General features: G+C 65.4%; 18 protein-coding genes. 10 read left to right on the top strand and 8 right to left on the bottom strand.

Going from position 1 to position 20698, the window contains the following annotated elements:
- Positions 1 to 15: 15 nt before the first annotated feature.
- The 4 genes from MTX21_RS08315 (at position 16) to MTX21_RS08330 (ending at position 3322) form a co-directional block, all read left to right on the top strand.
- Positions 16 to 810, top strand: a complete 795-nt coding sequence (locus MTX21_RS08315; RefSeq protein ID WP_280964318.1) for a transporter substrate-binding domain-containing protein — start codon at positions 16 to 18, stop codon at positions 808 to 810.
- 66 nt (positions 811 to 876) lie between these two features.
- The gene (gene rpiB, locus MTX21_RS08320; protein ID WP_063699988.1) at positions 877 to 1323 is read left to right on the top strand and encodes a ribose 5-phosphate isomerase B; all 447 of its coding nucleotides are present in this window, start codon (positions 877 to 879) and stop codon (positions 1321 to 1323) included.
- A gap of 20 nt (positions 1324 to 1343) precedes the next feature.
- A complete protein-coding gene (locus MTX21_RS08325) occupies positions 1344 to 2261 on the top strand; it encodes a ribokinase (RefSeq protein WP_280964319.1) in 918 nt (305 codons plus the stop codon).
- A 332-nt stretch (positions 2262 to 2593) separates the two neighbouring features.
- Positions 2594 to 3322 (top strand): sulfite exporter TauE/SafE family protein, encoded by a 729-nt coding sequence (locus tag MTX21_RS08330; protein WP_280964320.1) that lies wholly within the window; start codon positions 2594 to 2596, stop codon positions 3320 to 3322.
- A gap of 8 nt (positions 3323 to 3330) precedes the next feature.
- On the opposite strand, the gene MTX21_RS08335 is transcribed toward MTX21_RS08330, so the two are convergent.
- A complete protein-coding gene (locus tag MTX21_RS08335) occupies positions 3331 to 5400 on the bottom strand; it encodes a GGDEF domain-containing protein (protein ID WP_280971005.1) in 2070 nt (689 codons plus the stop codon).
- Positions 5400 to 6554: an ABC transporter substrate-binding protein gene (locus MTX21_RS08340; RefSeq protein ID WP_280964321.1), complete on the bottom strand. Its 1155-nt coding sequence runs from the start codon at positions 6552 to 6554 to the stop codon at positions 5400 to 5402. Before MTX21_RS08340 ends, MTX21_RS08335 begins: the two co-directional genes overlap by 1 nt.
- A 225-nt stretch (positions 6555 to 6779) precedes the next feature.
- Here MTX21_RS08340 and radA point away from each other — a divergent pair, with 225 nt between their 5' ends.
- From radA to MTX21_RS08370, 6 genes are all read left to right on the top strand, one after another.
- The gene (radA, locus tag MTX21_RS08345) at positions 6780 to 8225 is read left to right on the top strand and encodes a DNA repair protein RadA (RefSeq protein ID WP_280964322.1); all 1446 of its coding nucleotides are present in this window, start codon (positions 6780 to 6782) and stop codon (positions 8223 to 8225) included.
- A gap of 168 nt (positions 8226 to 8393) precedes the next feature.
- Positions 8394 to 9023, top strand: coding sequence for a CvpA family protein (locus MTX21_RS08350; RefSeq protein WP_280964323.1), 630 nt, complete (start codon positions 8394 to 8396; stop codon positions 9021 to 9023).
- A 23-nt stretch (positions 9024 to 9046) separates the two neighbouring features.
- Entirely contained in the window at positions 9047 to 10558 is a 1512-nt protein-coding gene (purF, locus tag MTX21_RS08355; RefSeq protein WP_280964324.1) for an amidophosphoribosyltransferase, read from the top strand.
- Positions 10559 to 10717: 159 nt separating this feature from the next.
- A complete protein-coding gene (locus MTX21_RS08360; RefSeq protein ID WP_280964325.1) occupies positions 10718 to 11458 on the top strand; it encodes an SDR family NAD(P)-dependent oxidoreductase in 741 nt (246 codons plus the stop codon).
- 75 nt (positions 11459 to 11533) lie between these two features.
- Positions 11534 to 12682 (top strand): hypothetical protein, encoded by a 1149-nt coding sequence (locus MTX21_RS08365; RefSeq protein WP_280964326.1) that lies wholly within the window; start codon positions 11534 to 11536, stop codon positions 12680 to 12682.
- A gap of 123 nt (positions 12683 to 12805) precedes the next feature.
- The gene (locus MTX21_RS08370) at positions 12806 to 14032 is read left to right on the top strand and encodes an ABC transporter substrate-binding protein (protein ID WP_280964327.1); all 1227 of its coding nucleotides are present in this window, start codon (positions 12806 to 12808) and stop codon (positions 14030 to 14032) included.
- Positions 14033 to 14170: 138 nt separating this feature from the next.
- Here the strand turns inward: MTX21_RS08370 and MTX21_RS08375 are convergent, their stop codons facing one another.
- From MTX21_RS08375 to panB, 6 genes are all read right to left on the bottom strand, one after another.
- A complete protein-coding gene (locus MTX21_RS08375; RefSeq protein WP_280964328.1) occupies positions 14171 to 15421 on the bottom strand; it encodes a TCR/Tet family MFS transporter in 1251 nt (416 codons plus the stop codon).
- A complete protein-coding gene (gene der, locus MTX21_RS08380; protein ID WP_280964329.1) occupies positions 15418 to 16797 on the bottom strand; it encodes a ribosome biogenesis GTPase Der in 1380 nt (459 codons plus the stop codon). The genes MTX21_RS08375 and der overlap by 4 nt, the downstream gene beginning before the upstream one ends.
- Before the next feature lie 49 nt (positions 16798 to 16846).
- Complete coding sequence (locus MTX21_RS08385) at positions 16847 to 17410, bottom strand: hypothetical protein (RefSeq protein ID WP_280964330.1); 564 nt, start codon at positions 17408 to 17410, stop codon at positions 16847 to 16849.
- 41 nt (positions 17411 to 17451) lie between these two features.
- Positions 17452 to 18105: a tetratricopeptide repeat protein gene (locus MTX21_RS08390; protein ID WP_280964331.1), complete on the bottom strand. Its 654-nt coding sequence runs from the start codon at positions 18103 to 18105 to the stop codon at positions 17452 to 17454.
- Between the two features lie 162 nt (positions 18106 to 18267).
- A complete protein-coding gene (locus tag MTX21_RS08395; protein WP_280964332.1) occupies positions 18268 to 19863 on the bottom strand; it encodes a class I adenylate-forming enzyme family protein in 1596 nt (531 codons plus the stop codon).
- A gap of 11 nt (positions 19864 to 19874) precedes the next feature.
- Complete coding sequence (gene panB, locus MTX21_RS08400; protein ID WP_280964333.1) at positions 19875 to 20696, bottom strand: 3-methyl-2-oxobutanoate hydroxymethyltransferase; 822 nt, start codon at positions 20694 to 20696, stop codon at positions 19875 to 19877.
- Between the last annotated feature and the right edge of the window lie 2 nt (positions 20697 to 20698).

The following is a 20698-nucleotide window of genomic DNA, read 5'->3' on the forward strand; positions in this document are numbered from 1 at the left end:
AGAGGAGAACCAAGGATGACTAACAGGAAATTGCTGGGCGCGGCCGTCTCGTTGTGCTGCTTCGTGATGACGGCGGCGACACCGGCATCTGCCGACCTGCTCGACGACATCATGAAGGCGAAGAAGATCCGCATCTCGACCGACCTCGCCATTCCGCCCTCGGGCATGATGGACTCCAGCATGAAGCCGACCGGGTCGGATGTCGAAGTGGCGCAGATGCTCGCCAAGGACTGGGGGCTCGAGCTGGAATTCGTCCAGACCACCGGCGCGACCCGCATCCCCAACGTCCTGACCGGCAAGGCCGACATCATCATCTCGACGCTGTCTGTAACGCCGGACCGCGCCAAGGTGATCGACTTCACCAATCGCTACGCGACGCTGCAATCGGACGTCGGCTGCCTGAAGTCGTCGAGCGTCAAGGACTGGCCCGACGTCAAGGACAAGTCGATCGGCGTCTCGCGCGGCACGACGCAGGATACGACCCTGTCCAACATGAAGGACAAGGACCTGAAGATCGCCCGCTACGACGATGACGCCACCATGGTGACGGCCGCCGTCTCCGGCCAGGTCGACTGCGTCGGCTCCTCGGCGACGATCATCAACCAGATCGGTGTGAAGAATCCCGTGCGCGTCTTCGAGTCCCGCATCCCGCTCGCGACCTTCGATCTCGCCATCGGCCTGAAGAAGGGCGAGCCGCGGCTGATGGAGAAGCTTAACGCCTGGATCAGCGAAAACGTCAAGAACGGCAAGCTGAACGCCATCTACAAGAAATTCCACGGTGTCGAGCTGCCGCCCGACATGCGTGGCTGAACGAGACCAGATCGTGACAGCCGTCCGCGGCCGTCACGATCAAAAGACCATCGAAAAGGAAATCACATGCGCCTTGTCATCGGATCCGACCACGCCGGCTGGCCGCTCAAGCAAACCGTCATCGACCACATCCGCAGCCTCGGCCACGACGTCGTCGACGTCGGCTCCTATGACGACAAGCCGGTCGACTTCCCCGATATCGCACGGGCCGTGGCGCAGAAGGTGACTTCGGGCGAGGCCGCCCGCGGCATCATGGTGTGCGGTACCGGCGTCGGCGCCTCGATCGCCGCCAACAAGATGAAGGGCATCCGCGCTGCGGTCTGCCACGACGTTCATTCGGCCCATCAGAGCGTCGAGCATGACGACGTGAACGTGATGTGCATCGGCGCGCAGATTGTCGGTGCCTGGCTCGCGGTGGATCTCGTCTCCTCCTATCTTTCCGCCGAATTCTCCACCGACGAGGATTTCCGCCGCCGCGTCGAGAAGCTTCGCGTCATGGACGAGGAAGGCTGACCTCCCGGGGGCCACGTGCCATGATCCTGGTGTTCGGATCGCTCAATATCGATCTGGTCGCCCTGGTGCCGGTCATTCCCGGCCCGGGCAGGACGGTGCTTGCGCCGTCCTATCAGACGCACTTCGGCGGCAAGGGCGCCAACCAGGCCGTTGCCTCCGCGCGGATCGCAGGCCCGGGATGCGTTCGGATGGCGGGCCGTGTGGGGCGAGATGCGTTCGGTGATCGCGTGCTCGAAAATCTCGCCGGGAATGGTGTCGACACCGATCTCATCGTCGGCGCCGACGAGCCAACGGGCTGCGCCTTCATCACCGTCGATTCCGCCGGCGAAAATGCGATCACGGTGGCAAGCGGCGCCAACATGATGGCCATCGCCGCTGATGTACCGGCCCGCCAATTCGCCGCCGACACCATCCTGGTGCTGCAGATGGAGGTGCCGTTCGCGCAGTCGCTTGCGACCGCGCGCCGGGCGAAATCGGCGTCGGGCACCGTGGTCTGGAATCTCGCACCGGTCCCGGAGAAGATGACGACGGCGATGGTCACGGACCTGCTCGCCGTGACCGACTACCTCCTCGTCAACGAGCATGAGGCGCGCGATGCCGCCGCAGCCATCGGCTTTGGCTCACCCGATTACGAGACCGCAGCCGGGCATCTGGCGAAGGCGGGCAACCTTACCTGCATCGTCACCGCGGGCGCGCAAGGAGCGTTCGCCGCGATGGCTGACGGCACGTACCTTCGGGTGCCTGCTCCGCGCATCATGCCCGTCGACACGACCGGCGCAGGCGACACCTTTGTCGGCGCATTCGCTGCCATGCTGAGCGAAGCCATGCCTCTGCAAGCCGCGATGCAGGTCGGATGCGAAGCCGCAGCGCAAAAATGCCTCAAGCCGGGCGCGCAGGCCGGCATGCCAGTTCGGGCCGAGATTCCGTCCCTCACCTGATCGGTGCACTGCTGCCGATACTTCGTCATTGCGAGCGCAGCGAAGCAATCCAGAATCGTTCCGCGGTGATAGTCTGGATTGCTTCGCTGCGCTCGCAATGACGACGTTGAAGCAATTTCGTATGATGTTCCTCAACGTCGTCCTGACGAAAGCCGGGACCCATTACCCCAGGGAGTGGTTTGGCAAAGACTGATAACCACCATCTCGCGCCACAATTCAATCCTGTGGTTGTGGGTCCCGGCCTTCGCCGGGACGACACTGAATCTTTGGTACGATCATTCGCCCTTCTCGCCTCCTCCGGCTACACTCTGTCGATTCCCGGAGCGCATCTCTTGGCCTTCCTCTTCGTCCTCAGCGTCGGCCTCCTCGCCGGCACCATCTCCGGCATCGTCGGCACGGGATCGTCGATCATGCTGATGCCGGTGCTGGTGTACGCTTACGGCCCGAAGGAAGCAGTGCCGATCATGGCGGTCGCGTCCGTGATGGCGAATTTTTCGCGGATCCTGGCCTGGTGGCGCGAGGTCGACTGGCGGGCCTGCGCGGCCTATTCGGTCACGGGAATACCGGCCGCAGCCCTTGGCGCGCGCACGCTGCTGGCGCTGCCCTCGCACGCCGTCGATCTCTCCATCGGCCTGTTCCTGATCGCGATGGTGCCGGCCCGGCATTATCTCGCGCGGCACCACCTCAAGGCCAATCTATGGCACCTTGCGATCGGCGGCGCCGTGATCGGCTATCTCACCGGCATCGTGGTCTCGACCGGCCCGCTCAGCGTACCGCTATTCCTGTTTTATGGCCTCACCAAAGGCGCCTTCCTCGCGACCGAGGCCGCCGCCTCGCTCGGTCTCTACTTCGCCAAATCAGTGACCTTCGAACGCTTCGGCGCGCTGACGCAGGATGTTTTCGTCAAGGGCCTGATCGCGGGCTCCTCGCTGATGTCAGGCGCGTTCATTGCAAAGCGTTTCGTGCTGCACCTGAAGCCGGACGTGTTCCGCATGGTGATGGACGCGATCATGATCGCGGCCGGGCTGTCCATGCTCTGGAACGCGACACAGTCACCGTAACGCGGCGCTCACGCCGCGAATTCGGGCACGACCGACGGGCTGTCGGCAAGCGCGAGGCTCTCGCCGGCCGCCTCTCCATCAAGCCATTGCAGCACGGCATCGAGCGGCTGCGGTCTTTGATAGAGGTAGCCCTGCCCGAACCTCACCCCGATCTCGCGCATGGCCTGCGCCTGCTCGGCCCGTTCGATGCCTTCCGCGATCAGGGTGAGTCCCAGCGTGTCCGCGAGCGACGCGATGACGCCGACGATCGCCTTGTCCTCGGCGCTTGCCGGGATCTCGCTGATGAACGCCTTGTCGATCTTGACCTTGTCCAGCGGAAAGCGGCGCAGATGGGCGAGCGAGCTGTAGCCAGTGCCGAAATCGTCGAGCGCGATCGTGGCGCCCAGCCGCCGCAGGCGGCGCAAGGTCTCGGACGCGCTGGCGATGTTGTTGATCAGCGACCCTTCCGTGATTTCGAGCTCGAGGGACGAGGCGGCAACGCCGAAGCGCGCGCAGGTCTCGCGGATCTCGCCGGCGAGCGAATGGTCCGCCAGCTCTGACGGCGGCAGATTGATCGCGATCCGGATCTGCGGTTTGCCGGCCACAGCGAGGCGCTGCAGGGCGCGGCAAGCATCGGTCAGCACATAACGCGTGAGCCGGGCATTGTTGCCGCTGCGCTCGATCAGCGGAAGGAACTCGCCGGGGCCGATGAGGCCGTGCTCGGGATGGCGCCAGCGGATCAGCGCCTCCAGGCAGGCGACGCCCTGGCTTTCGAGGTCGACCTGGCTCTGGTACCAGACCTCGAACTGTCCTTCGGCAAAACCGGCCGGAATGGCCAATTCGAGATCTCTGCTCCGACGGTAATCGTGCTGAAGCGTCTCGTTCAGCACCGCGATGGTGCCCGGCGCCTTGCTCTTGGCGTGGTAGAGCGCGATGTCGGCGAGCGCCGGCAGATGCGACAGTTCGGGATCGTCCGCGTGGCGCACGGCAAGGCCGATGCTGGCGCGCGGCATGACGAGCTTGTCGTGCAGGCGTATCGGCTCGGAAATCGCGTCCAGCAATCGCCGTGCGAACGCCTGCGCGGCCGCCACGTCCGTCACCTCGGGCCGAATGACCACGAATTCGTCGCCGCCGAGCCGCGCGACCCAATCCTCCGGTTCGACCGCACTGCGAAGCCGCTCCGAAATGTGAACCAGGAACTTGTCGCCGGCATCATGGCCGAAGGTGTCGTTGATGCCCTTGAAGTCGTCGAGATCGATGAAGCAGAACGCGACCAGCGCGTCGTGTGCGCCGGCATCGCTGCTCAGGACGATCAGGCGCTCGGTCAGAGAGCGCCGGTTCGGCAAGCCGGTGAGCGGATCGTGCGAAGCCATATGGCCAAGACGGTCGAGCGCGCCGGAGGTCGTATGCTGCATGGCGTTGAAGGCGCGCGCGAGCTGGCCGAACTCGTTCGAGGACCGGACATCCGCGGGATAGGCGCGGCCGTCCTGCTTGCTGCGCTGGATCGCCGACATCATGGCGGCGAGCGGCCGGCCGATGAAGACGTTCGCCGAGATCCGCATCGCGATCACGGTCGCAAGCGTTGCGAGCACGCCGACGACGAGAAGCAGCTTCAGCCGGCTGCCCGTATCCGCATAGAGGGAAGAATAGGAATAGGCGATCGCGATCCGACCGGCTTGAACGGCCATGTTGCCGTTGCTGTACCTGATGGGACGGGAGACCTCGGCGACCGACTGCCCCGTCGACCGCGCCTCAACGCGGGCAATCGCAACGCCGGTGTCGTCATAGACGGTCGCCGCAGCGATCGACTCGTCCTGCATGACCTCGTTGAGCACGCTCGTGACCTGGTCGTAGCGCATCTTCCACAGCGGCTCGGCAATCAGCTCGGCGCGACTGTCGGCAACCCGGGCGATACGGGCGTCGAGCTGCCTGATCTGCGACCAGAAGCTCGAGACCTCGACGCCGGCCGAGGCGAGGAGCTGAACCAGCAGCAGCACCGGCACCGTGGCCCAGATCATCGCGCGGACGACCGAGCGCGACGTCGCGGGCTTCGCCAGCCCGGTCCGATCCGGTTCGCTCATCCCGTCATCTTTCTTCATCATTCACCGGCGCCGTTCAGGGGCGACAGCGACGAGATGAGCGCGTCGATGGAGAAGTCATAGTGACCGCAGGCGCCAGCCTTCGCCCTGAAGCGCGCGAAGTCTATCCGGTCGAAGGCGCGATTCCTGATCAGGTCGCGGACGGAGACGAGGTTGTCGCGCGTGATCGCGGACGTCTTGACCTCGATGTGGGTTGAAGCGGCCGCGAAGTCGCAGCCATCGGCATAGTCGCGCAAAAGGACAATCGACCAGCCGCCGAGCAGGAAGTGACCGCCGTCGCTCAGGAGGAGGCGACCCGCCTTGATCTCGCGCAGCGCTTCCTCCGACCAGTTGAGGCCGACCACCTCGATGTCCCGGCCCGGCGCGAGGCCTGCGGCAGTTGCCGCGCGCAGCGCTCCCAGCGCCATCGGATCGTTTCCGGCCCATATGCCTGCCGGGCGGATGCCCTTGCGGGACGCCCAGCTCAGATAATTGGCCGTGACGTGCTCGGCCTCCGATTTCGTCCAGTTGGCGAACAGCATCCGGTCCACTACCACGTCGGGCGCGGCGGCCACGGCAAGATCGAGACCCACGTTGCGCGCGATCGAGGCCGGCGTGATCTCGTCGCCGCCGATTCCGAGAATGTGGATTTTGCCGTCCTGGCTCTGCCATTTTTCGGCTCGTGCCGCGCCGATCAGTGCATTCGCCATCCGCGCGCCTGCCGTCGTGAGGTCGGTCGTGATGTCACCGAGCCACGTCTTGAGCTTCTGGCGCGGCGGCCCCAGACGCGCGGCGTCCTCGCCGATCAGCGTGTTCGACAGCAACAGCGTCTTGACGCCCGCGGCTTCGGCCGCCTCCACGATCGGCACCGCCGCGGATTCTTCGTTCGACAGAATGAGGAAATCGGGCTTCTCGGTACGGGCGAGCACACCAAGGCCGAGCTCCTGCATGATCCGGTAATTTCTCTCGCTGGTCAGCACCTCGATGTTCGCGTTGAGCTTGCGCCCGGACGCCTGCATGGTCTGCGAGACCATGTCCCAGAAGACCTCGCCGGTCTTGCCCGGATTGACGAAGACGATGTTGAGGCGCCTTGCCTCGGCCGCAATGCCGCTGCTGGCCGGCGCAAGGACGCCGCAGGCCAGGCTCGCGGCCAGCAATATGCGCAGGAATCTCATTGTTCTCTTCGCCACCCCCGATTGGTTCCGAGGGTGGACCGGCGTCCGCTAACACTTCGCAAAATCCGGCTGGCCACGGCGGCGCAGGGCTAACAAAGGGTGTATCCGATCCCCTGAATTGCGATATTGACCGGCGCGGGTGGCGCCGGATCGCCGGCCGGCGAAGCTCTCCCGCCTTCCCGTTCCGTGCTATCAGCAAATCTGAACCCCCGACTCGCTCTCGACATGGCCAAGAACACGCTTTCCTTCGTCTGCCAGAACTGCGGCGCGGCCTATAACCGCTGGCAGGGCAAATGCGACGCCTGCGGCGAATGGAATACGCTTGCCGAGGAGGACACGACCGGCAGCGTGCCGGTGTCGATCCGCTCGAAGCGCAAGGGACGGACATTTGCGCTGGAGAGCCTCGCTGGAAAAAGCCCGGACGCTCCACGCCTCTCCTCAGGGATGACCGAGCTCGACCGCGTCACCGGCGGCGGCTTCGTGCGCGGCTCGGTGCTGCTCGTCGGCGGCGATCCCGGCATCGGCAAGTCGACACTGCTCACGCAGGCGACCAGCATGCTGGCGCGGGCCGGCCACCGCATCGTCTATATCTCCGGCGAAGAGGCGGTCGCGCAGGTGCGCTTGCGCGCCGAACGGCTCGGGTTGTCGGATGCGCCGGTGCAGCTCGCCGCCGAAACCTCGGTCGAAGACATCGTTTCCACTTTGTCGGAAGGCGCAGTCCCCCGGCTGATCGTGATCGACTCGATCCAGACCATGTGGACCGACACGGTGGAATCCGCGCCCGGCACGGTGACGCAGGTGCGCGCCTCCGCGCAGGCGCTAATCCGCTTCGCCAAGAAGACGGGAGCCGCCATCATCCTGGTCGGCCATGTCACCAAGGACGGCCAGATCGCCGGCCCGCGCGTGGTCGAGCACATGGTCGACGCCGTGCTGTCTTTCGAGGGCGAAGGCTCGCAGCAATTCCGCATCTTACGTGCCGTGAAAAACCGCTTCGGCCCGACCGACGAGATCGGCGTATTCGAGATGACGGGCCTCGGCCTGCGCGAGGTCACCAACCCGTCGGAGCTGTTCCTGTCGGAACGTGATCTCGGCACCCCGGGCACGGCGGTGTTCGCCGGCATCGAGGGCACACGGCCCGTGCTCGTCGAGCTGCAGGCGCTGGTGGCTCCGACCTCGCTCGGAACTCCGCGCCGAGCGGTGGTCGGCTGGGACCCGAGCCGGCTCTCGATGGTGCTAGCGGTGCTGGAGGCCCATTGCGGGGTGAAGCTGTCGGGCCATGACGTCTATCTCAACGTCGCCGGGGGCTTACGCATCCACGAGCCCGCGGCCGACCTCGCCGCCGCGGCTGCGCTGGTGTCCTCCCTGGTTAATGCGCAGTTACCCACGGATGCGGTCTATTTCGGTGAAATCTCGCTCTCCGGCGTGGTCCGCCCCGTTGCCCAGACGCCGGCCCGGCTGAAGGAAGCGGCCAAGCTCGGTTTCAGCCGCGCCGTGCTGCCCGAATCGGCCCGGGGCGAGGCCGGCGGGGACGCCGGGCTGGCGCTCAATGCCGTCGGCAGCCTGACCACATTGGTGGCCGAGATCGCCGCCCGCGGCTCCCGCCGGGGCGACGCGAACGCACCGGCAGAGAAAAATGCCACACCGGCAAGATTCCGCCGTGGGGAGGGCTAGCCGGAGGTGACGTCCTGCGCCCCCGCCGCTATACACCCGTCACAAAAGCAGCATGGGATTGCGTGGTTCCGGCCTTGCCGGACGCGCCGTCGGCCCGTCATTTAGGGCGGCGGCCAAGACACCGATTCGCTGAGCACCTTTGAGAGTACGAGCGGACCTGACCAGCCGATGCCGATTACACTCCTCGACCTGATCCTGCTCGGTGTGATGCTGATTTCGGGCCTGCTCGCCATGGTCCGCGGCTTCATGCGCGAAATCCTGTCGATCGCAGCCTGGGGCGCGGCCGCGATCGTGACGCTGTACTCGTTCTCCAAGCTGCTGCCGACCGCAAAGACCTATTTCAACAACGATACAGTCGCGAGCGTGGTCGTGGTCGCCGGCGTGTTCGTGGGCACCCTGATCGTGGTCTCCGTGATCACGGTGCGCATCTCCGACATGATCCTGGACTCGCGGATCGGCGCGCTGGACCGCACCCTCGGCTTCCTGTTCGGGCTGGCTCGCGGCCTTTTGATCGTGGTGGTCGCCTTCCTGTTCTTCACGTGGCTGGTGCCGGACAAGCAGCGCCCGGACTGGGTCACCGGGGCCAAGTCCCGGGTGGTGCTCCAGGGAACCGGAGATTGGCTGATGTCGCTCTTGCCGGATGACCCCGAGAACACCATCTTGAAGAGATTCAAGAAAAACAAACCAGATGATGATCAAGCTGATTCCGAGCAGCAGCCTTCGGGCGGCGGCGACGGATACAGTAAACCGGCTCGTGACAGCCTGAAAAAGCTGATCGAGAAACCCGCGGCGCGTTGAGCCCAGAGAGAGGCGCGAACGAGATGCGAAACCCTGACCAGGACGCCCAACTTGATCTCGATCTCGGCCCAGCCGCGCTAGAGCTTCAGGACGACCTGGAGGGAGATACGCTGCGCGAGGAATGCGGCGTGTTCGGCATCTACGGCCACCCTCAAGCCGCCGCTATCACCGCACTCGGCCTCCACGCCCTTCAGCACCGCGGCCAGGAAGCCGCCGGTATCGTCTCCTACGACGGCAACCGCTTTCATTCCGAACGCCGGCTTGGCCTCGTCGGCGACACTTTCTCCCGCCACGAGGTGATCGACCGCCTCCCCGGCAATGTCGCGGTCGGTCATGTCCGCTACTCCACGACCGGCGCCACCATCCTGCGCAACGTGCAGCCGCTGTTCGCCGAGCTCAATGCCGGAGGCCTTGCCGTCGCCCACAACGGCAACCTCACCAACGGCCTGACGCTACGCCGCGAGCTCGTGAGGAACGGCGCGATGATGCAGTCGACCACCGACACCGAAGTGATCCTGCACCTGGTCGCACGCTCCAAGCGTAACCGCTTCATCGAACGCTATATCGACGCGCTGCGCGAGATCGAAGGCGCCTATGCGCTGGTCTCGCTGACCAACAAGAAGCTGGTCGGCGCGCGCGATCCGCGCGGCATCCGCCCGCTCGTGCTCGGCGAGCTCGACGGCTGCCCGATCCTGACCTCGGAGACCTGCGCGCTCGACATCATCGGCGCGCGCTTCATCCGCGACATCGAGCCCGGCGAAGTCATCGTGTTCGACGAGAACGGCCAGGACGTCCACAAGCCGTTCCCGCCGATGGCACCGCGCCCCTGCATCTTCGAATACATCTATTTCTCCCGTCCGGATTCCGTCGTCCACGGCCGCTCCGTCTACGAGGTGCGCAAGGCCTTCGGCGCCCAGCTCGCCAGGGAAAGCCACGTGCCGGTCGACGTGGTGGTGCCGGTGCCTGATTCCGGCGTGCCCGCCGCGGTCGGCTACAGCCAGCATTCCGGCGTGCCGTTCGAGCTCGGCATCATCCGGAACCACTATGTCGGCCGCACCTTCATCCAGCCGACGCAGGCGATCCGCGAATCCGGCGTGCGCATGAAGCATTCGGCGAACCGCGCCGCGATCGAAGGCAAACGCATCATCCTGATCGACGACTCGCTGGTGCGCGGCACCACCTCGAAGAAGATCGTGCGCATGATGCGCGATGCGGGTGCGACCGAAGTGCACTTCCGCCTCGCCTCGCCCCCGATCCTCTATCCGGACTATTACGGCATCGACCTGCCCGATCGCGGCGGCCTCCTGGCCGCGACGCATTCGCTGGAGGAGATGCGCGAGATCATCGGCGCAGACTCGCTTGCCTTCCTGTCGATCGACGGCATGTACCGCGCCATGGGCGAGCCCGGCCGCGACCCGGCCAATCCGAAGTTCTCGGATCACTGCTTCACCGGCGCCTATCCGACCCACCTCACCGACCAGACCCAGACCGAGCCGCAGCCGCGGCAATTGTCCCTGCTGGCGGAAGCGAGCTGACGCCGAAGGCGTTATCCCGGGGCGATGCGAAGCATCGAACCACAATGCGCAATTGCGCATTGTGGGATCTTGAGATTCCGGGTTCGGTCCTGCGGACCGCCCCGGAATGACGGGCTCATGAGGGCTTGTCCCGGACGCTAACGCCTGTAAAACCCAGCCATGACAAAACCCCTCGCCAATCGCATCGCTCTCGTCACCGGCGCCTCGCGCGGCATCGGCTTTGCCACCGCCAGGGCGCTGGCGAAGGCCGGCGCGCACATCGTGGCGGTGGCGCGCACGCAAGGAGGGCTCGAGGAACTCGACGACGAGATCCGCAAGGACGGCGGCACCGCGACGCTAGTGCCGCTCAACCTCACCGATTCCGACGGCATCGCCCGGCTCGGCGCCGGCTTGCACGAGCGCTACGGCAAGCTCGACATCCTCGTCGGTAATGCCGGCGTGCTCGGCCCCTCCTCGCCGCTCGGCCATATCGAGCTGAAGACCTTCAACGACGTGATGGCGGTCAACGTCTCCGCGAACTTCCAGCTCATCCGCTGCATGGAGCCGCTGCTCAGGCAATCCGACGCCGGCCGCGCTCTGTTCATCACCTCGGGCGCGGCCAACAAGGCCACCGCCTATGTCGGCCCCTATGCCGCCTCCAAGGCCGCGCTCGAGACGCTGGCGCGCGCCTGGGCACAGGAGACCGCGAACACGGCGCTGCGCGTCAACCTGTTCAACCCGGGTCCGATCCGCACCCGCATGCGCGCCACGCTGATGCCGGGTGAGGATCCGATGACGCTCGATACGCCCGAGCAGGTCGCCGAATTCATCGTACCGATGTGCGCACCGGATTGGACCGAGACCGGTAAGTTCTACGATTACAAGACCCGCACCCTGATGAGCTTCCGCTCCCCGGCCTAATTGACTTCGCAACCTTCCCGCGATTGACTGCCGCGCTCAAGCGGCAGCAAGCCGCAGAAAAAATGGGAGGTCGCCATGGCGCCATGGCATGATCGCGCAGGCCTTATGCGTGCGCTGGCACGTCTCTCTCACTCCATTTCAATCCTCATCGTGGCGATGATGCACGCGCTGCCCGGCGCAGCGATTGCGGGCGGCGTCCCGACATTCGCGGTCGATGCATCCTGGCCAAAGCCGCTGCCGAACAACTGGATCCTCGGCCAGGTCGGCGGCATCACCGTCGATTGGCAGGGCCACATCTGGGTGATCCATCGGCCGCGCTCGCTGACGGATGACGAGAAAGGCGCCACTCTCAACCCGCCGCGCTCGAAATGCTGCGTGCCGGCGCCGCCAGTCCTCGAATTCGATACCGACGGCAATCTGCTGCGCGCCTGGGGCGGTCCCGGCGAAGGCTATGAATGGGTCGGCCGCGAGCACGGCATCGAGGTCGACGAGCGCGGCTTCGTCTGGATCGGCGGCAATGCCGACAACGACAACGCCATTCTGAAATTCACGCTCGACGGCAAGTTCGTCGCGCAGATCGGCAAGATCGCGCCGAGCCTCGGCAGCAACGACACGACCCAGCTCGGCAAGCCTGCCGAAACCGCGATCGACAAGGAGGCGAACGAGATCTACGTCGCCGATGGCTATGGCAACCACCGCGTCATCGTCTTCGATGCGAGCACGCTCGCCTACAAGCGCCACTGGGGCGCCTACGGCAACAAGCCGAACGACGACAAGCAGGCGCCCTACGATCCCAAGGCGCCGGTTGCCCAGCAATTCGGCAATCCCGTCCACTGCGTCAAAATAGCCAATGACGGCCTCGTCTATGTCTGCGACCGAATCAACGACCGCATCCAGGTCTTCAAGAAGGACGGCACCTTCGTTAACGAGTGGTTCTACGAAAAGGCCACGCTGGGAAACGGTGCCGTCTGGGACATCGCGATCTGGCCCGATGCGAAGCAGACCTATCTCTTGAGCGCCGACGGGGAAAACAACGAAATCAGGGTGTTAAAGCGTCAGGACGGCAGCGTGGTCGGCAGCTTCGGCCGCAGCGGCCGCAACGCCGGGCAATTCCACTGGGTCCATGCGATCGCGGTCGACGCCAAGGGTAATGTCTATACCGCGGAGGTCGATAACGCGAAGCGAATCCAGAAATTCAGGCTGACCTCGGACGCCCTACCTTAAGCGCATTGCGGCATACCCCGAGACAGGCTATCGGGAACCCGGAGATCGTCACCGATCGCGCCGATGGCCAAAAAGCCCCATTCAAGAGGGCAGTCCGCGGCATCACCAGTAGGAGGGAACACAATGAAGAACGCTCGTGCGTGGCGCTATGCCGCGTTGTTGACCTGTGCCGGCCTCGGCTTCGCCACCTCGGCTTTCGCCCAAGACAAGACTGTGAAGATCGGCGTGTTGAACGACATGTCGAGCCTCTATGCCGACATCGGCGGCCCGAATTCGGTAGCCGCAGTCAACATGGCGGTGGAGGATTCCGGCCTGCGCGCCAAGGGCTGGAAGATCGACGTCATCAGCGGCGATCACCAGAACAAGCCCGACATCGGCGTCAACATTGCCCGCCAGTGGATCGATGCAGAGAAGGTCGATGTCATCGCCGACACGCCGAACTCAGGCGTCGCGCTCGCGGTGAGCAACGTCGTCAAGGAAAAGAACGCGGTCCTGCTCAACTCGGGCGCCGCGACCGCAGACCTCACCGGCAAGGCCTGCAACGCCAACACCATCTCCTATACTTACGACACCTACATGCTCGCCAATGGCACCGGCAAGGCGCTGACCAAGGCGGGCGGCGACACCTGGTTCTTCCTGACCGCCGACTATGCCTTCGGCCATGCGCTCGAGCGCGACACCAGCAACGTCGTCACCGCCAATGGCGGCAAGGTGCTCGGCGGCGTCAAGCATCCGCTCAACACCTCGGACTTCTCCTCCTTCCTGCTTCAGGCGCAGTCCTCGAAGGCGAAGGTGGTCGGACTTGCCAATGCCGGCGGCGACACCACCAACGCCATCAAGCAGGCGTCCGAATTCGGCATTGTCCAGGGCGGCCAGAAACTCGCCGCGCTTCTGCTCTTCATCACCGACGTGAATTCGCTCGGCTTGAAGACGGCCCAGGGGCTCACCTTCACCGAGTCGTTCTACTGGGACCTCAACGACAAAACTCGCGAATGGTCGAAGCGCTTCCAGAAGGTTTCGCCGAAGAACGCGATGCCGTCGATGACGGTGGCCGGCAACTACGCGGCCGTCCTTCACTATCTGAAAGCGCTCGAAGCGCTCGGCGGCAATCCGCATGACGGCGCCAAGATCGTCGCCAAGATGAAGGAAATCCCGACCGACGATCCCCTCTTCGGCAAGGGCCCGCTGCGCGCCGACGGCCGCCGCCTCATCCCCGCCTACCTGTTCGAGGTGAAGAAGCCGGAAGAGTCAAAGTATCCGTGGGATTACTACAAGCTGATCGCCACCATCGCCCCGGAAGACGCCGCCAAGCCGCTCGAGGCCAGCGAGTGTCCGCTGGTGAAGAAATAGAGCGACGCTGTCGTAGGGTGGGTTAGCCCAACGGGTCCGCGCGCAGCGCGGCCCGATGACAGGCTCCGGCGTAACCCACCGCTTCTCTCACGGCGATTGGAGTGGCGGATTACGCTTTGCTAATCCGCCCTACAGTCGCTACGACCTGGCGCCAGCCAGCGTTCGCATCGCGATGACCACGCACACGACCATCAGCACCGCCGCGAGCAGGAAGGGTGCGCCGGGCAGATGCAGCGGCGCGGTGCTGCCGATGAAATACGAGAATGTCAGCGTGAACAGGAACGGGCCGACAAGCTGCGACACGCTCTGCACGCTTGCGACCGCCCCCTGCAACTGACCCTGCTGATCGGGCGCGACGAGCCGTGTCGTCAGCGATTGAGACGCGGCACCGGAGACACCCCACAACGCCATCACGGGAATGCCGATCCAGGACAGCGGTCCGGTCGGGGCGCAGCCGAAGATCACGAAGCCGATCGCGGCGCAGACCAATCCGAGCAGCAACGCGTTCTGCTCACCGAGCACGCGCACGATCGGGCCGATGGCGAAGCCCTGCACCACCACGGCGGAGATGCCGACCATGGCGAGGGTCAATCCAACAGTCTTGGAATCCCAACCATAGCGATAGCTCGCGTAGAGCACGAAGGTCGACGGCAAGACGACATGAGCGACCTGCGCGATGAAAGTGACCACCGACAATCCCGCCAGGACGGGGTGGGAGCGCAGAAGATTCAGCGCGCCCAGTGGATTGGCGTTCTTCCAGCGGAACGGCGCGCGCTTGTCGGGCGTGAGGGATTCCGGAAGGATCAACAGACCGTAGAGCGCATTGGCAAGACTCAAGCCCGCCGCCGCCCAGAACGGCAGCCGGGGGTCGATGTCGCCGAGCAGGCCACCGAGCGCCGGCCCCATGATGAAGCCGGCACCGAAGGCTGCGCCGACCTTGCCAAAGATCGCCGCACGACGCTCGGGCGGCGTGATATCCGAGATATAGGCGAGAGACGTCGAGATGCTGGCCGAGGTGATACCGGAGATCACCCGGCCGACGAACAGCCAGGCCAGGGACGGCGCAAGCGCCATCAGGACATAGTCGGCACCGAGCCCGAAATTCGACAGCAGCACCACCGGCCGGCGTCCGAAGCGATCCGACAATGTGCCGAGAAGCGGCGAGAACACGAACTGCATCAGCGCCCAGGCGGTGCCGAACGCGCCGAAGATCCTCGCCGCCTGTGCGGTGTCGTTGTCGACAAAGCTCTCCACGAGCTTCGGCAGGATCGGCATGATCACGCCGATCGCGAGCATGTCGAGCAGGATGGTGACGAAGATGAAGGCGACCGCACCGCGCCGGACCGGCGCGGCATCTGGTGCGAAGGCCCCGCTCGTCCCCTCGCTCACGACAATCGCTTGCGCTTGTGCGCGAAGGGATTGGCCTTTTCGCGCAGCGTGATCCGGACCGGCGTGCCCGGCAGCTCGAAAGCCTCGCGCAGGGAGTTGGTGAGATAGCGAAGATAAGCCTGCGGGACCGCGTCCGCGCGCGAGCAAAACAGCACGAAGCTCGGCGGGCGCGCCTTGGTCTGGGTGATGTAGTTCAGCTTGAGCCTGCGGCCCGAGACCGCGGGCGGCGGATTGGCCTGGATCGCCTGCTCGAACCAGCGGTTCAGTGCAGAGGTCGGCACGCGCCTGTTCCAGACCGCGTAGGCGTCCTGGATCGCCTGCATCAGGCGGTCGATGCCCTCGCCCATCAAGCCGGAGACGGCAACGATCGGCACGCCCTTGACCTGCGGCAGCCAGTGGTCGGCATCACGACGGAGGCCGGAAATGGCGCCGCCGCCCTTGGTCTCCATCAGGTCCCATTTGTTGACCGCGAGCACGACCGCACGGCCCTCGCGCTCGATCAGATCGGCGATGCGCAGGTCCTGCTCCTCGAAGCGGTTCTGCGCGTCCATCATCAGCACGACGACTTCCGCAAACCGCACGGCGCGCAGCGCGTCCGCAACCGAGAGCTTTTCCAGCTTCTCCTCGATGCGCGACCTGCGGCGCAGGCCGGCGGTGTCGAACACGCGGAAATCGCGCCCCTTCCAGTTGATCTCGACCGCGATGGAATCGCGCGTGGTGCCGGCCTCCGGGCTCGTCAGCAGGCGCTCCTCGCCGAGCAAATAATTGATCAGCGTCGACTTGCCGGCATTGGGCCGGCCGACGATCGCAACCCTGATCGGGCGCGTGGCCGCCTCTTCCTCGGACAGCGGCTCGTCGTCCTCGGCCTCGTCCTCGACGGGCTCCGGCATCACCCCGCTCAGGGCGTCATAGAGCTCGCCCATGCCCTCGCCGTGCTCGGCCGAGATCTGGATGGGATCGCCGAGGCCGAGCGCAAAGGCCTCCATCGCGCCGGCATCACCGTGCTTGCCCTCGCTCTTGTTGGCGACCAGCAGAACCGGCTTGTTGGCGCGGCGGGCGAAATCGGCAAAGGCGCGGTCGGTTGGCGTGAGGCCGACCCGGGCATCGATCACGAAGAACAGCGCGTCGGCGTGCGCGATCGCGGTCTCCGTCTGCTCCTGCATGCGTGCGGTGAGCGAGCCCTTGGCGCCCTCGTCGAGGCCGGCGGTATCGATCACCGTGAATTGGAGGTCGCCGAGCTTGGCCTCGCCCTCGCGGCGGTCGCGCGTGACGCCGGGCAAATCATCGACGAGCGCAAGCTTCTGTCCCACCAAGCGGTTGAACAGCGTCGACTTGCCGACATTGGGCCGGCCGATGATGGCGATCGTGAAGGACATCGGTCATTCGTGCGCTGCGGGGGCTGCGCCTGTCAATGCAATGAAATGATCAGCGCGAGAAGCTGCCGCTTGGCAGCGGAGCCGGGAAGGCCCCTTGCGACTGCTGTTGCTGCGTGGTCTGTGCCGATTGAGCCGCCTGCTGGGCTGGCTGATCGGGCGGCGGCGCGGTGGTGCGCTTGCGCACGATCTTCTGCTTCGGCGGCGGGGCAGCCGCAGGCGGCGCGTCCGCAGGCTGGGCTTCGCCATCGACCTCGCCGGCCGGCGCCTCAGCCGGTGCGGTCGCTGCGGTTGCCGGTGATCTGCTCTTCTTGCCCTTCGCGGACTTCGACGGCGGGGCCGGCTCAGGCGGCGGCGCCGCGGGCGCAGCCGCAACGGCCGCGTTCGGATCCTGCTGTTGTTGCTGCGCGCCCTTGTACATGTCCTTGGGCACGCCCTGCTCGAGGCCCGGCACGCCGTCGGGGAAGACCGGCTTGCGATCGCCCGGCAGCTTCTTCTTGGTATCGAGGAAATCGAGCATGTCGGCCGGATCGAACCCGCCGCTGGAGCAGCCGCCCAGAAGGCCGGTAAAGGCGACCAGGACGGCGGCTGCGATCAAACGTGGGGTGCGGCGCATATGGATGTCTCGTCTAAGCTCTCGGGGCCGTCAGCACTGACTCAGCTTTTGGCGACGGGCGGCAGCAAGGCCTGGAGCGCCTCGGCGCGCGACCGTAGACCCGGCGGCGTCTCGCCGTCCTCCGCAATCGCGTCCAGCCATTTGCGGGCCGCGCTCGTGTCACCATTGCGCCAGGCCGACAGCGCCAGCATCTCGCGGGCGGTGTGACGGAAGGTCGAGCCGGCCGAGGCCGAGGCCTCCAACCGCTGCTGTATATCGGCGTAGCTCGCGCCGTCGAGCAGCAGCCCGGCGGCGCGAATCTTGGCGAGATCCTGCCACTCGGCACCAACGCTGCGATCGGCGGCGATGTCGTCATACATCTTGGCAGCAGCCTTGGGATCGGCGACCGCGGCCTCGGCCGCGGCACGCAGCCGCGCCAGCGTGCGATAGCCCGACGGCGCCTTGGCAGCGACCTCCGTGAAGGCCTTCTCCGCGTCCGCGTGCTTGTCCTGATCCGACAATTCCACGGCCTTCTCGAAGGCGGCGCCGGCCTCGGCGGCCTTCTTGGCCTCCAGGTACTGGTAGCCGCGCCAGCCGCCGACGGCCGCCACGATCAGCACCATCAGCGCGATGAAGTAGATCGAATATTTATCCCACAGCTTCTTGAGCTGTTCGCGACGTACTTCCTCGTCGACTTCGTCAAATAATTCAGACACTTAAGCTAATCCCATGCCCGGTCGGGAGCGCGCGCCGGATCGCTCGCGTCGGAAATCCCACCCCCCGCGTGGCGGCGGCGTACCCTATCGGTATGGCGGTGGCAAGGCAAAGCCAGCCCGATCAAGGCGTTAACCCAACCATCTTGGGGCCGCCTGCCCGGCTCAGGTTCCTGTGAGCTGCTCCCGCAATTGCCGCTTCAGCACCTTGCCGTTGGCATTGCGCGGCAGCGGCTCGGCAGTGATCGCCATCGTTTCCGGCACCTTGTAGTCGGACAGCCGTTCCGCACACCACGCGCGTAGGACGTCGCCGGCAACTGGTGTCCGCGTCACCACCACCGCGTGGACGCGCTCGCCCAATACGGGGCAAGGCTTGGCGATGATCGCACTCTCGACCACGGCGGGATGGCCGGCCAGCACGGATTCGACCTCGGCGGAATAGATCTTCAGGCCGCCGCGGTTGATCATGTCCTTCTGCCGGTCGAACACGCGGACGAAGCCGTCCGCATCGACCGAGCCGAGGTCGCCGGAATGCCAGAACCCGCCGGTGAAGCTTTCGGCCGTGGCTTTCGGGTTGCTCCAGTAGCCCTTGATCACGGAGGCGCTTTGGATCCAGAGCTCGCCGATCTCGCCACGCGGCAGCTCGCGCCCATCCGCCGCCACCGCGACGATCCGCGCTCCGGGGCACGGCAGGCCGACGCTATCGATATGGCTTGCGGTCAGCTCGCCCGGCATGATCGTCGACGGCGACGTCGTCTCGGTCGAGCCATAGCAGTTCATCAGCTTCAGGCCGGGAATCTTCGCCTTGAGCTTCTCGATGGTCGCGATCGGCATCGGCGCGCCGCCGAAACCGCCGATCCGCCAGCTCGAAAGATCGTAGCCGTCGAAATCCGGCTGGAGCAGGCAGAGATTGTACATCGCCGGCACCATCACCGTGTAGGTGACGCGCTCGCGCGCGGCGAGCTGGAGATAATCCGCCGCTTTGAACTCCGGCATGATGATCAGCGTGCCGGCGCAACGGATCATGGTCGTGATGTTGGCGACGACGCCGGTGACGTGGCCGAGCGGCACGGCCGCGATCGAACGGTCCGCCGCCGTCAATTCCAGACACGACACGAACACCATCGAGGAATGGATGATGTTGCAGTGGGCGAGCATCGCGCCCTTCGGCTTACCGGTCGTGCCCGAGGTGTAGAGGATCATCGCTGTATCCTCCTCCGCGACCTCTACTGGCGCCGGTGCCGGTGCGTTGTCCGCAAGGATCGCGAAGCGCGAGCGCTGCGGATCATTGTCGATGGCGATACGATCGACGATATCCGGAATATCCTGCGCAGCAGGCAGGCGGTCGGCAAGCGCGGCCTCGTGGATCAGTATCCTGGCGCCGCAATCGGTGAGCACATAGGCGATCTCAGGCTTCTGCTGGCGCGTGCTGAGCAGCACCGTCACCAACCCCTCATGCGCGGCGGCAAACAGGAGCAGCGGAAATTCGATGCGATTGCCGAGCAGGATCGCGACGCGGTCGCCGCGCTTGAGGCCGAGCTTGCGAAACCCCGCCGCGATCCGCGCGGCCTGGTCCACGACCTGGCGCCAGCTCAGCCGCACATTGCCCCAGATCAGTGCCTCGCCATCGCCGTTGCGCGCGCAGGCCTCCGCGATCATCGCCCAGACGCTGGCCGGCCGCTCGCAAAATGCCGGCACCACGCGATCGCCGAAGCGGGCCTCGAGTCGCATGGGTGGAAGTGAGTGCTGCGACCAGTCCATGCGCTTCCTCGTCAATTCTTCTTCATCGCGTAGACGTGCTCCGGGCCCGGGAAGGCACGGCTCTTCACGTCGCGCGCATAGGCCGCGATGGCTTCCTCGATCGCCGGCCCGAGATTGCCATAGCGGCGCACGAATTTAGGCGACCGCGGCGACAAGCCGAGCATATCCTCCAACACCAAAATCTGGCCATCGCAGGCTGCGCTCGCGCCAATGCCGATGGTAGGAACGGCGATCGATTGCGTGATCTTGCGCGCCAGCGGCTCGGCGACCGCCTCGATCACGATCGAGAAAGCCCCCGCCTCTGCGATCGCCCTGGCGTCGTTCTCGATCGGCGCCCAATTCGTCTCCTCGCGGCCTTGTGCGCGGAACGAGCCAAGCGCGTTGATCGATTGTGGCGTCAGCCCGATATGGCCCATCACGGGAATGCCGCGCTCGGCGAGAAATGCCACCGTCTCCGCCATCCGCGCGCCGCCCTCGAGCTTGACCGCACCGCACTGCGTTTCCTTCATGATCCGCACCGCCGACTGGAAGGCCTGCTCCTTCGAGCCTTCGTAGGAGCCGAACGGCATGTCGACGACGACGAGCGCCTGCCGAGAGCCGCGCATCACCGCGCAGCCCTGCAGGATCATCATGTCGAGCGTCACGGGCACCGTGGTCTCGAATCCGTGCATGACATTGCCCAGGGAATCGCCGACCAGGATCGCGTCGCAGTGCCGGTCGACCAGCGCGGCGGTATGCGCGTGATATGAGGTCAGCATCACGATCGGCTCGCCATTCTTGCGAACGCGGAGGTCGGGCGCGGTCTTGCGCTTGACGGCGGATTGGACGGACATTG

Source organism: Bradyrhizobium sp. ISRA430, assembly GCF_029909975.1.
Classification (GTDB): domain Bacteria; phylum Pseudomonadota; class Alphaproteobacteria; order Rhizobiales; family Xanthobacteraceae; genus Bradyrhizobium.